This is a genomic window from Acidovorax sacchari, assembly GCF_042847045.1.
Classification (GTDB): domain Bacteria; phylum Pseudomonadota; class Gammaproteobacteria; order Burkholderiales; family Burkholderiaceae_C; genus Paracidovorax; species Paracidovorax sacchari.
This window is the reverse complement of sequence record NZ_AP035783.1, coordinates 1516079-1528689: the sequence shown is the minus strand read 5'-3', so window position 1 is coordinate 1528689 and position 12611 is coordinate 1516079. Positions and strand designations below refer to the sequence as shown.

General features: G+C 70.1%; 10 protein-coding genes. 6 read left to right on the top strand and 4 right to left on the bottom strand.

The window, feature by feature from the left end; genetic code table 11:
* Positions 1 to 129: 129 nt before the first annotated feature.
* The 4 genes from ACGHC0_RS06910 to ACGHC0_RS06895 all read right to left on the bottom strand — a co-directional run bounded on the left by ACGHC0_RS06910 (position 130) and on the right by ACGHC0_RS06895 (position 7395).
* Complete coding sequence (locus tag ACGHC0_RS06910) at positions 130 to 1944, bottom strand: methyl-accepting chemotaxis protein (protein ID WP_415267760.1); 1815 nt, start codon at positions 1942 to 1944, stop codon at positions 130 to 132.
* 200 nt (positions 1945 to 2144) lie between these two features.
* Positions 2145 to 4502, bottom strand: coding sequence for a DNA topoisomerase IV subunit A (gene parC / locus ACGHC0_RS06905; protein ID WP_415267759.1), 2358 nt, complete (start codon positions 4500 to 4502; stop codon positions 2145 to 2147).
* Positions 4503 to 4563: 61 nt separating this feature from the next.
* Entirely contained in the window at positions 4564 to 5409 is an 846-nt protein-coding gene (locus ACGHC0_RS06900) for a lytic transglycosylase domain-containing protein (RefSeq protein WP_405045331.1), read from the bottom strand.
* Between the two features lie 3 nt (positions 5410 to 5412).
* Entirely contained in the window at positions 5413 to 7395 is a 1983-nt protein-coding gene (locus ACGHC0_RS06895; RefSeq protein ID WP_368354563.1) for a DNA topoisomerase IV subunit B, read from the bottom strand.
* Positions 7396 to 7519: 124 nt separating this feature from the next.
* Between ACGHC0_RS06895 and ACGHC0_RS06890 the strand changes: the two genes are divergently transcribed.
* The 6 genes from ACGHC0_RS06890 (at position 7520) to ACGHC0_RS06865 (ending at position 12533) form a co-directional block, all read left to right on the top strand.
* Positions 7520 to 8758: an MFS transporter gene (locus ACGHC0_RS06890; RefSeq protein ID WP_368354562.1), complete on the top strand. Its 1239-nt coding sequence runs from the start codon at positions 7520 to 7522 to the stop codon at positions 8756 to 8758.
* Between the two features lie 8 nt (positions 8759 to 8766).
* A complete protein-coding gene (locus ACGHC0_RS06885) occupies positions 8767 to 8937 on the top strand; it encodes a hypothetical protein (RefSeq protein ID WP_368354561.1) in 171 nt (56 codons plus the stop codon).
* Positions 8938 to 8997: 60 nt separating this feature from the next.
* A complete protein-coding gene (locus ACGHC0_RS06880; RefSeq protein ID WP_415268389.1) occupies positions 8998 to 9585 on the top strand; it encodes a class I SAM-dependent methyltransferase in 588 nt (195 codons plus the stop codon).
* A gap of 62 nt (positions 9586 to 9647) precedes the next feature.
* The gene (dapA, locus tag ACGHC0_RS06875; RefSeq protein ID WP_368354559.1) at positions 9648 to 10544 is read left to right on the top strand and encodes a 4-hydroxy-tetrahydrodipicolinate synthase; all 897 of its coding nucleotides are present in this window, start codon (positions 9648 to 9650) and stop codon (positions 10542 to 10544) included.
* Positions 10545 to 10620: 76 nt separating this feature from the next.
* Positions 10621 to 11715 carry an outer membrane protein assembly factor BamC gene (gene bamC / locus ACGHC0_RS06870; protein WP_013593801.1) on the top strand — a complete coding sequence of 365 codons (1095 nt, stop codon included), beginning with the start codon at positions 10621 to 10623 and terminating at the stop codon, positions 11713 to 11715.
* 35 nt (positions 11716 to 11750) lie between these two features.
* The gene (locus tag ACGHC0_RS06865; RefSeq protein ID WP_368354558.1) at positions 11751 to 12533 is read left to right on the top strand and encodes an MBL fold metallo-hydrolase; all 783 of its coding nucleotides are present in this window, start codon (positions 11751 to 11753) and stop codon (positions 12531 to 12533) included.
* Positions 12534 to 12611 lie beyond the last annotated feature (78 nt).

Here is a 12611-nt window from a genome sequence, read left to right as displayed (position 1 = left end):
ACCACCTGCCAGGCTCAGGGCGGCTGACACGACCCAGCGAAGCGGTTCTGGCCAGGCGCCGTATCGCAGGCAGTACGGGTAGTACGACAAGATGCGGCAACGACGCCAGAAGGGTCGTGTCAGCCGCTCTTAGAAGGTTTCCCAGTCGTCGTCGCTCTGGCTGGCCTTGCGCGGCGGCGCAGGGGGCTGCGGCGCGGATGCCGCCGGTGCCGGGCGGCCGGTCAGTGCAGGCGCCTTGCCGGCGGCCGGCCTGGCGACGGCCGGCGTGCGCGGCCGGGCGGGTGCCGCGACGGCAGGGCGCGGTGCCGCAGGCGCTGCCGCCGGAGGGAACGCGGGCGCCGACACCGCCTTGGCAGCGGGCGGCGGAACGGGCACGGATGTGGCGGGAGCGCCCGCCCCGCGGCCGTCCCGCAGGCGGAATGCCGCCACCACTTCGGCCAGCATGGCCGCCTGCGTCTTGAGCGAGCCGGCCGCCGCCGCGGCCTCCTCGACCAGGGCCGCGTTCTGCTGCGTCACCTGGTCCATCTGCCCGATGGCCTGGCTCACCTGCTCGATGCCCGAACTCTGCTCCGCGCTCGCGGCGCTGATCTCGCCCATGATGTCGGCCACGCGCCGGATGCTGTCCACCACGGTTTCCATGGTGCGTCCGGCCTGTGCGACCTGCTGGGAGCCTTCGTCCACCTTGGCCACCGAGTCGCCGATCAGCGTCTTGATGTCCTTGGCGGCTTCGGCGCTGCGCCCTGCGAGCGCGCGCACTTCGCCGGCCACTACCGCGAAGCCGCGGCCCTGCTCGCCGGCCCGGGCCGCCTCCACGGCAGCGTTCAGCGCCAGGATGTTGGTCTGGAAAGCGATGCCGTCGATCACGCCGATGATGTCCGCGATGCGGCGCGAGGAAGCATCGATGGCGCCCATGGTCTGCACCACGCCGGCCACCACCTGCCCGCCCTCGCCCGCCACCTGCGAGGCATGGGCCGCGAGCTGGTTGGCCTGCCGGGCGCTGTCGGCGTTCTGCCGCACGGCGCTGGTGAGTTGTTCGATGGAGGCAGCCGTCTGCTGCAGGGCGCTCGCCTGCCGCTCGGTGCGCGCGGACAGGTCCTGGTTGCCCGCGTCGATTTCGCGCGCGGCGACGGCGATGCTGTCGGCACCCTGGCGCACGCGGCCCGTGACCTGGGCGAGGTTGTCGTTCATCTGGCGCAGGGCATCCAGCATCTGTCCGGTCTCATCGCGCCCGCCCGTGGTGATATGGCTCGTGAGATCGTTGTCCGCCACGGCACGCGCGACACGCACCGCCTCGCCGAGCGGTCGCGTGATGCCACGCGTGATCCACCAGCCCAGGCCCGCGCCCAGGACCAGGGCCAGCACGCTCGCGATCGCCACGGCGATGCGGGTCTGCGCATAGCCGGACTCCACCTTCCCGAGGGCCGCGTCGATGTCCGCGCGCTGCAGGTCCAGGAGTTGCTGGACGCTCTTGAGGTACTGCACGGTCAGGGGCTGGAACTCCTGCGTGAACAGGCGCTGCGCCTCGTCCAGCCGGCCCTCGCGCTTGGCCTTGTAGAGGGCATCGCGCGACGCGAGATAGGCCACGCGGGTTTTCTGGATGTCGGCCATCAGCGCCTTTTCCTGGTCGGTCTGCGCCAGCGCATCGATGCGCTTGAGCATGTCCCCCGACTGGCGCGACGAGGCCGCCGCCTCTTCAGCGAACCTGTCGCTGAGTGCCGCATCGGCGCTCAGCGCCACGGCCTTGGTGCGTTGCACGCTCGTATGGATGTTGCGCGCCCAGTCGCTGATCAGGCGCTCCTTGAAGAGGGCTTCCGATCCGACGCCCTTCACGGAACGGACCATCTCCCCCATGTTGGTCAGGCCCAGCATGTTCATGACGAACATGACAAGCAGGATGAGCGCGAATCCCAGCGCGAGGCGGGTGGCGATTTTCAGATCTTTCACGGTAGGTGCTCCTGGCGCGCATCAAGGCAATGCACGGCCCGGCAGCCTCCGCCTCCGGTGGCCGTGCGGGCAGATAGTGCATTGATACAAGCCGAAACACCACTCCGCATTAACACCATGTCCCCGTCGCGATGCGGCGGCGCAACAAAAAAGGGCCGCCATGCCCTGGCGGCCCTCCGGCAAGCGGTGTTCGCGCGGCTTTACTCGACGCGCTGCACGGCGTTGGGCTTGAAGCCCAGGTCCGCCGCCTTGCCCTTGCGCCCGCGCGGGAAGCGCGCATTGTTGAGGCTGCGGATCTCCAGCGTCTCGTCGCGCTCCTTGCCGCCCCGGCCCACGCCCGCGATGCGCACGCTGCGCGTGTACGCCGCGGCGCCCGCCAGCGTGTCCTTGGGTTCGAGGTCGATGAGCATCAGGCCGCGCCCGCCATTGGCCATCTGCTTGAGCTCGGTGATCTCGAAAGTCAGGATGCGCCCGCCCGCCGAGGCGCAGCACACATGGGTCGCGGGGGCGAGCGCCTGGCTGCCGCTGGTGAACGCCGCGTGCGACGGCCGGCACAGCTGTTCGCCTTCGCCCAGCGAGACGAAGGCCTTGCCGCCGCGGTTGCGCGCCGTCATGTGCTCCACGGCCGCGATGAAACCGTAGCCGCCCGTGCCCGCGAGCAGCAGCGCCGCGTTCGCCGGGCCCGCGAAATAGTGCACCGGCTGCGTGCCGGCCTCCAGGTCGATCAGCGTGGTGATGGGCTGTCCGTCGCCGCGCGCGCCGGGCAATTGCGAGATGGCCACGGAGTACACGCGACCGTTGCTGCCGAAGGCGATGAGCGTATCGACGGTGCGGCACTCGAAGGTGCCGTAGAGCGCGTCACCCGCCTTGAAGGCGAAGGTGCCGGCATCGTGCCCGTGGCCCTGGCGCGCGCGCACCCAGCCCTTCTGCGAAACGACCACCGTCACGGGCTCATCGACCACCTTCACCTCGGCCGTGGCGCGCTTTTCGGCCTGGATGAGGGTGCGACGCGCGTCGGCGAACTGCTTCGCGTCCGCCTCGATCTCCTTGACCATGAGGCGGCGCAGCGATGCCGGGTTCGCGAGGATGTCCTCGAGCTTGCCCTGCTCCTCGCGCAGTTCCTTGAGTTCCTGCTCGATCTTGATGGCTTCGAGCCGCGCGAGCTGGCGCAGGCGGATTTCGAGGATGTCCTCGGCCTGCCGGTCCGACAGGTTGAAGCGCGCCATCAGCGCGGCCTTGGGCTCGTCGCTCGCACGGATGATGGCGATCACCTCGTCGATGTTGAGCAGCACGGTCTGCCGCCCCTCGAGGATGTGGATGCGGTCCAGCACCTTGGCCAGGCGGTGCTGGCTGCGCCGCGTGATGGTCTGCTGGCGGAAGGCGATCCATTCCTCCAGCATCCGCCGCAACGACTTCTGCACGGGCTTGCCGTCCAGGCCCACCATGGTCAGGTTGATGGGCGCGGAGGTTTCCAGGCTGGTGTGCGCCAGCAGCGTGGTGATCAGTTCCTGCTGCGGCACCTTGCCGGTCTTGGGCTCGAACACGATGCGCACGGGCGCATCCTTGCTCGACTCGTCGCGCACCACGTCCAGCACGCCCAGCACCGTGGCCTTGAGCTGCGTCTGCTCCTGCGACAGCGCCTTCTTGCCGGCTTTCACCTTGGGATTGGTGAGTTCCTCGATCTCTTCGAGCACCTTCTGGGCGGACACGCCGGGCGGCAGCTCGGTGACCACCATCTGCCACTGGCCGCGCGCGAGGTCCTCGATCTTCCAGCGCGCGCGCACCTTCAGGCTGCCGCGGCCCGTGCGGTAGGCGTCCTGGATGTCGCCGGGGCTGCTGATGATCTGCCCGCCCCCCGGATAGTCCGGGCCCGGCACCATCGCGGCGAGTTCCTCGTCGGCGAGCTTCGGGTTCTTCACCAGCGCCACGCAGGCGTCGGCGATCTCGCGCAGGTTGTGGCTCGGGATCTCGGTGGCCAGGCCGACGGCGATGCCGCTCGCGCCGTTGAGCAGCGCGAACGGCAGGCGCGCGGGCAGTTGCCGCGGCTCCTCCGTCGAGCCGTCGTAGTTGGGCACGAAATCGACCGTGCCCTGGTCGATCTCATCGAGCAGTAGGCTGGCGATGCGCGTGAGCCGCGCCTCGGTGTAGCGCATGGCCGCGGCACCGTCGCCGTCGCGGCTGCCGAAGTTGCCCTGGCCGTCGATGAGCGGGTAGCGCTGGCTGAAATCCTGCGCGAGCCGCACCAGCGCATCGTAGGCCGACTGGTCGCCGTGCGGATGGAAGCGGCCCAGCACGTCGCCGACCACGCGGGCGCTCTTCACGGGCTTGGCCGGCACGTTGCGGGTCGGCCCGCCGTAGGCCAGGCCCATGCGCTCCATCGCGAAGAGGATGCGGCGCTGCACCGGCTTCATGCCGTCGCACACGTCCGGCAGCGCGCGGCCCTTCACCACGGAGAGCGCGTACTCCAGGTAGGCGCGCTGCGCATAGCCGGCCAGGCCCAGGTGGTCGCCGGACGCGGGCTGGGAGAAGTCGAGGGTGGGTTGGTCGTTGTCGCTCATGCGTCGGGAAGGATGGAAAGAGGAACGCGGCGGACGGTGCGCCGCGGTGTCGTTCGAAAGATCAGGGCGCGCCCTGGACCACGGGTGCCGCCAGCTCCATGCGCACCCGGCCGGCCGCGGCGCCGCGCCCCGCTGCCACCGGCGCCGGAGCGGCCGCCGCGGGCTTGAGCAGGGCATAGAGCCCCAGCACGCTCTTCACGTAATTCTGCGTCTCGCGGTAGGCGGGAATGCGGCGGCCGGCGCGCTGCACGGCGCCCTCGCCCGCGTTGTAGGCGGCCAGCGCCAGATCCAGCCGGCCCTCGAAGAGATCGATCAGGTGGCGCAGGTAGCGCGCGCCGGCCGCGATGTTCGTGCCCGGGTCGGTGAGCTTCTGCTCCACCGAACGCCTGGCCTCGCGCGCCACGCCGAAGCGTTCGGCCGTGGCCGGCATCACCTGCATGAGCCCCACGGCGCCGCGCGGCGACACTGCCTGCGGATCGAACCCCGATTCGGTCGCGATCACGGCCTGCAGCAGTTCGTAGTCGAGCCCGTGCTGGTTCGCCGAGGCGCGCAGGAAATGCTTCACGCGCTTGACCTCGGGGGCGATGTCGAAATAGGCCAGGCGCCGCGCGCCCTCCGGCGTGGCTGCCGGCGCCACACCGGGCGGCACCAGGCCCGTGCCCGTGGAGCGCCCGTCCCTGGTCGAGTCGAACACGTCGCCGCGGAAGAACAGGCTGTAGCGCTCGTCGATGCGCTCGGCCGCGAAATGCGTCACGCCGCGCTCGTCCACGTAGGCCCAGAGGTCCGCATGGGCGGATTGCAGCGGCAGCCACAGCGCGAGCCCCAGCGCGGCCATCCGCGCGCCCGCCGCCAGCTGCCGCCGCAGCCGGGCCCCCGCCGTGCCATCCGCCACGCGCTGCGCCGCCATGGCTCAGATATCCACTTCCACGGCGTCGCCGTGCAGTTCCATCAGCTCGCGCCGCGCGGCCGCCTCGCCCTTGCCCATGAGCTTGGTGATGAGGCCCTCGGTTTCGGCGAAGCCCAGGTCGCCCAGCTGCACGGGCAGCAGGCGGCGGGTGTCGGGGTTGAGCGTGGTCTCCCAGAGCTGCTCGGCATTCATCTCGCCCAGCCCCTTGAAGCGGCTGATCTGGCACTTCTCGCGCGCCACGCCGTCCTTGGCGCACTTGTCGAGGATCGCCTCCAGCTCGCCGTCGTCCAGTGCATAGACCTTCGAGGCCGGCTTCTTGCCGCGCGCCGGCACGTCCACGCGGTAGAGCGGCGGACGCGCCACGTAGATGTGGCCGGTCTCGATCAGCTTGGGGAAGTGACGGAAGAACAGCGTGAGCAGCAGCACCTGGATGTGGGATCCATCGACGTCGGCATCCGACAGGATGCAGACCTTGCCGTAGCGCAGGCCGGAGAGGTCCGGCGTGTCGTCGGGGCCGTGCGGGTCCACGCCCAGCGCCACGGAGATATCGTGGATCTCGGTGTTGGCGAACAGCCGGTCGCGGTCCACCTCCCAGGTATTGAGCACCTTGCCGCGCAGCGGCAGCACGGCCTGGCATTCCTTGTCCCGGCCCATCTTGGCGCTGCCCCCGGCGGAGTCGCCCTCCACCAGGAACACCTCGTTGTGCGACAGGTCGCGGCTCTCGCAGTCGGTGAGCTTGCCGGGCAGCACGGCCACGCCGGAGCCCTTCTTCTTCTCGACCTTCTGCCCGGCCTTCTGGCGCGTCTGCGCGGCCTTGATGGCGAGCTCGGCGAGCTTCTTGCCGTAGTCCACGTGCTGGTGCAGCCACAGCTCGAGCGCGGGCCGCACGTAGCTCGAGACCAGCCGGACGGCATCGCGCGAATTGAGTTTTTCCTTCACCTGGCCCTGGAACTGCGGATCCAGCACCTTGGCCGAGAGCACGTACGAGGCGCGCGCGAACACGTCCTCGGGCAGCAGCTTCACGCCCTTGGGCAGCAGCGAGTGCAGCTCGATGAAGCTCTTGACCGCCTGGAACAGGCCGTCGCGCAGGCCCGCGTCGTGCGTGCCGCCTGCGCTGGTGGGAATCAGGTTGACGTAGCTCTCGCGCACGGGCGCGCCCTCGTCGGTGAAGCCCACGCACCATGCGGCGCCCTCGCCTTCGGCGAAGCTCTCGTTGTGCCGGTCGGCATAGCCCTCGCCCTCGAAGAGCGGTATCACCGGGTCGGCCGACAGGCTCTGGCCCAGGTAGTCGCGCAGGCCGCCCTTGTATTGCCAGGTCTGCGTCTCCTTGGTCTTTTCGTTGACCAGCGACACGGTCACGCCCGGCATCAGCACGGCCTTGCTGCGCAGCAGGTGGACCAGTTCGCCCATCGGCAGCGCGGTCGACTCGAAATACTTGCCGTCCGGCCACACGCGCACCGTGGTGCCCTGGCGGCGTTCGCCCGCGGCCAGGGGCCGTGCCGTGAGCGGCTCGGTGACGTCGCCGCCCTCGAACACGAGGCGTGCGATCTGCCCGTCGCGGTGCGTGGTGGCCTCCAGCCGCAGCGCCAGGGCGTTGGTGACCGAGACGCCCACGCCGTGCAGGCCGCCCGAGAAGCTGTAGGCACCGCCCTTGCCCTTGTCGAACTTGCCGCCGGCATGCAGGCGCGTGAAGACCAGCTCGATCACCGGCGCCTTCTCCTCGGGGTGCAGGCCGAACGGAATGCCGCGCCCGTCGTCCTCGATGCCGACGGAGCCGTCGGCGAACAGCGTGACCTTGATGCGCTTGCCGTGCCCGGCCAGGGCCTCGTCGGCCGCGTTGTCGAGCACTTCCTGGATGATGTGCAGCGGGTTGTCCGTGCGCGTGTACATGCCCGGCCGCTGCTTCACGGGCTCCAGGCCCTTGAGCACGCGGATCGAACCTTCGGAATAGTCGCTGGGCGAAACGGAAGAGGGTTTGGCTGCCATGGGCGCGGATTGTAGTGCGGCGTGCCCGGCGGCACTGGATGGAAAGACAGCCACCCGCCTGCCGCACGGGTTAACCCGCATTCCGCGGCGAGCGCCGGCGGACGCTTTTGGCTACATTCGATGGATGTCCTCCGAAACCCCGAAGCTCTCCATGGTGCAGGTCCTGGCCTGCGGCGCGGCCGTCGTCACGCTCTCCATGGGCATCCGCCACGGCTTCGGCCTGTGGCTGCAGCCCATCACGCAGGACATGGGCTGGACCCGCCAGACGTTCGCGCTCGCGCTCGCCGTGCAGAACCTCGCCTGGGGCCTGTTCGGCATCTTCGCGGGCATGGCGGCCGACCGCTTCGGGGCCTTCCGCGTGCTGATCGCGGGGGCAGTGCTCTACGCCCTCGGGCTGGCCGGCATGGCGCTGTCGCCCACGCCCCTGCTGTTCGCCCTCACGGCCGGCGTGCTGATCGGCGCGGCGCAGGCGGGCACCACCTACGCCGTGATCTACGGCGTGCTGGGCCGCCAGATCGCGCCCGAGAAGCGCTCCTGGGCCATGGGCGTGGCCGCGGCGGCCGGCTCATTCGGGCAGTTCCTGATGGTGCCCGTGGAGGGCCAGCTGATCGCCCGCCTGGGCTGGCAGGAATCGCTGCTCGCCCTCTCGGCCATGGTGATGCTCATCGTGCCGCTGGCCTTCGGCCTGCGCGAGCCGGGCTTCGGGCGCCGCGCCGCAGGCACTCCCGCAGCGCCGCGCAGCCAGACCGTGGGCGAGGCCCTGTCCGAAGCGCTGCGCTACCCCAGCTTCCTGCTACTCACGGCCGGGTACTTCGTGTGCGGCTTCCAGGTGGTGTTCATCGGCGTGCACATGCCCAGCTACCTCAAGGACCACGGCCTCTCGCCCCAGGTGGCGAGCTACGCGCTGGCCCTGATCGGCCTCTTCAACGTCTTCGGCACCTACATCGCCGGCACCCTGGGCCAGCGCATGGCGCGCCGGCACATCCTGGCCTTCATCTATTTCGCCCGCGCGGTGGCGATCACCGTGTTCCTGCTCGCGCCGCTCACCCCCGTCTCGGTGTACGTGTTCTCCGCGGTGATCGGGTTCCTGTGGCTGTCCACCGTGCCGCCCACCAACGCCACGGTGGCGCAGATCTTCGGTGTGCAGCACCTCTCGATGCTGGGCGGGTTCGTGTTCTTCAGCCACCAGATCGGCAGCTTCCTGGGCGTCTGGCTGGGCGGCTACCTCTACGACCGCACGGGCAGCTACGACGTGGTCTGGTACCTCGCCATCGCCTTGGGGCTGGTGGCCGGCCTCATCAACCTGCCGGTGCGCGAATCGCCGATCGCGCGCACGCCGGTCCGGACGGGCGCCCCCGCCTGAGGCGCAGCATGCCCACGGCTTCCGCCCCTTTGCCTCCCCCTTCCTCCCGGCGCCCCGGCTGGAAGCGGTGGCTGCCCTGGACCCTCGCGGCCGCCGTGGCGCTGTCCGCCGCCTTCACGCTCTATGCGGAGCCCGGCTTCGTGGTGATGATGGCGGACCAGGTCTGGTCCTGTTTCTGAACTCCCGCCGCGGCACGTCCGCCGCAATCCCTGCCTCCTCTCTCCCGCGCTCCTCCCTTGATGCACCGTCCCGGCCCGCCACCCCATGCCGCGCTGCACGGCCACGACGTGCCGTCCGAATGGATCACGCGCTGGGCCCACCTGGTGCCGCCGCGCGGCCACGTGCTGGACGTGGCCTGCGGCAGCGGCCGGCACCTGCGCTGGTTCCATGCGCGCGGCCATGCCGTGAGCGGCGTGGACCGCTCCGCCGAAGCGATCGATCCGCTCACGCCGCTGGGGGAACTCATCCATGCGGACATCGAACAGGGCCCCTGGCCCTTCGCCGGGCGCCGCTTCGACGCCGTGGTGGTGACCCACTACCTCTGGCGCCCCCTGCTGCCCGCCCTCGCGGCCAGCGTCGCGCCCGGCGGCGTGCTGCTGTACGAAACCTTCGCGCGCGGCAACGGGACCGTGGGCCGGCCGTCGCGGCCGGAGTTTCTGCTGGAGCCCGGGGAACTGCTGGCGGCCTTCCCCGGTCTCAGGGTGGTCGCCTACGAGGACGGCTTCCTGCCGTCTCCGGAGCGGTTCGTGCAGCGCCTCGCGGCCGTCCGGGAAGCGCCCGGCGACGGGCCACCCCGCCACCCCCTCGTGCCTCCCGCCTCCGGTTAACCCCCCGGCCGGGCCGGTTACACACTCGTTAGAATGCTCTTTTACCGTTTTCCTTCGTGGACATGACCTCTTCCAGCGCCACCCTCACCGGCAGCATCGTCGCCCTCGTCACCCCCATGCACGAGGACGGCAGCGTGGACTACCCCACCCTGCGCAAGCTGATCGACTGGCATGTCGCCGAAGGCACCGACTGCATCGGCGTGGTGGGCACCACCGGCGAATCGCCCACCGTCAATGTCGAGGAGCACTGCGAGATCATCCGCGTGGCCGTCGAGCAGGCCGCCAGGCGCGTGCCCATCATGGCCGGCTGCGGCGCCAACTCCACGGCCGAGGCCATCGAGCTCGCCCGCTTCGCCAAGAAGGTGGGCGCCGACACGCAGCTGCAGGTCGTCCCCTACTACAACAAGCCCACGCAGGAGGGCCAGTACCGGCACTTCAAGGCGATCGCCGAGGCCGTGGGCGACCTGCCCACCGTCCTCTACAACGTGCCCGGCCGCTCCGTCGCCGATATGCAGCACGACACGGTGCTGCGCCTGGCCCAGGTGCCGGGCATCATCGGCATCAAGGAAGCCACCGGCAACATCGAGCGCGCGCAGTGGCTGATCCGCGAGGTGCCCGAAGGCTTCGCCGTCTATTCGGGCGATGACCCCACCGCCGTGGCCCTCATGCTCTGCGGCGGCCAGGGCAACATCAGCGTCACCGCCAACGTGGCGCCCCGCCTGATGCACGAACTCTGCGTGGCCGCCCTGGCCGGCGACGTGCGCCGGGCCATGGAGATCCAGTTCCGGCTGCTGCCGGTCCACAAGCAGCTCTTCGTCGAGGCCAACCCCATCCCCGTGAAGTGGGCCATGCAGCGCATGGGCCTGTGCGGCGGCACCATGCGCCTGCCCATGACCCCCCTTTCCCAGGGCAGCGAATCCGTGGTGGAAGGCGCGCTGCGCTCCGCCGGCCTGCTGTGAGGCACGCCCTCGCCTGCCTGCGCCCCGCCTTTTCCACCGCAGCCCGCCTCCAGAGACTCCCTCAAAGGATTTTTGCGTGAACGCTATCAACCGCCTGGGCCTGCTGGGCCTTGCCATGGCCTTGTCCGCCTGCTCCACGTCCATCCTGGACAACGACAAGATCGACTACAAGAGCGCCACCAAGGGCTCGACCCTCGAAGTGCCGCCCGACCTGACGCAGCTGTCGCGCGATTCGCGCTACACGGTGGCGGGCGGCGTGGTGTCGGCCGCGGCCTTCGAGGCCGGCCAGGCGCAAAGGCAGCCCGGCACGGTCAATGCCGCCGCCAAATCGCTGGGCGACGTGCGCATCGAGCGCGACGGCAACCAGCGCTGGCTGGTGGTGAAGCGCCCCGCCGATGCGCTCTGGGAGCCGGTGCGCGACTTCTGGAACGAAAACGGTTTCGTGCTCACGATCGACCAGCCCAACCTCGGCATCATGGAAACCGACTGGGCCGAGAACCGCGCCAAGCTGCCGCAGGACATCATCCGCTCCACCATCGGCAAGATCTTCGACTCCGTCTATTCCACGGGCGAGCGCGACAAGTTCCGCACCCGCCTGGAGCGCGGCGCCGACGGCTCCACCGAGATCTACATCAGCCACCGCGGCATGGTCGAGGTCTACACCACCTCCCAGAAGGACAGCACCATCTGGCAGCCCCGCCCGGTCGATCCTGAACTGGAAACCGAATTCCTGCGCCGCCTGATGGTCAAGCTCGGCGTGAGCCAGGAAGAGTCCCGCGCCGTGGCGGCCGCTCCGATCCAGCCGCCGCCGACCGCACGCATCGGCCGGGTGGGCAACGCGCCCGTGGTGGAGCTCGACGAGAGCTTCGACCGCGCATGGCGCCGCGTCGGGCTGGCGCTCGACCGCACGGGCTTCACCGTCGAGGAGCGCGACCGCGCCCAGGGTGTGTACTCCGTGCGCTATGTCGAGCCCACCGAGAAGAAGGACCCCGGCTTCTTCGCCAAGCTGCTGGGCCGCTCGGCTGATGCCGCGCCGCCCGTCAAGTACCGCATCCAGGTGCGCACCGAAGGCGGCAAGAGCACGGTCGCGGTGCTCAATGCCGCGGGTGCACCCGAGAGCTCGGCCAACGCGGACCGCATCGTCCGCGTGCTCGCCGACGACCTGAAGTGACCGGCGTTGCCGCCTGCTGAGGAGCGACGGACCGCGTGCTGCGCTTCAAGAACCTGGGCAGCGGCAGCTCGGGCAATGCCACCATCGTCGAGGGGCGCTGCGGCACGCAGGTGCGGCGCCTGCTCGTCGATTGCGGGCTGGGTCCGCGTCAGCTGGCCGGCCGCCTCGGCGAGGCCGGCCTCGCGATCGACGACATCGACGCGATCTTCATCACCCACGAGCATTCCGACCACGTGGCCGGCCTGCAGAAGATCGCCCTGCGCCACCGCATTCCCGCCTGGATGAGCCACGGCACCCATGAGGCCATCGGCGCGCCGGACCTGGACGGGCTGCTGCACCTCACCGCGGACGGCGAATCCATCGACCTGGGTGCGTTCGAGGCCCGCCCCTTCACCGTGCCGCACGATGCGCGCGAGCCGCTGCACCTGCGCTGCAGCGACGGAGCCACCCACATCGGTTTGCTCACGGACCTGGGCCATGCCACGGAGCATGTGCTTGCCCACCTGCGCGGTTGCCATGCCCTACTGCTGGAGAGCAACCACGACCGCGAGATGCTCTCCGTCTCCAGCTATCCCGCCTTCCTGAAGCGGCGCATCGGCGGCGCCTACGGGCACCTGGGCAACCACGTGGCGGCGGAGATCCTGCGCGCGGTGCGGCACGATGGCCTGCGCAGCGTGGCCGCGGCCCACCTCAGCGCCCAGAACAACCGCCCGGACCTCGCCCGTGCCGCGCTCGCCGAGGCCATCGGCTGGGAACCTGCCCGTATCGAGGTGGCGGACCAGCGCAGCGGCACCGCCTGGATCGGCGGGTGGGCCTGACATTCTCCTGAGCGGGCCGAAAAAAAAGCCCCGACCTTGCGGTACGGGGCTTTCGTGCCGGCCTTTCGCCGCAGGCTG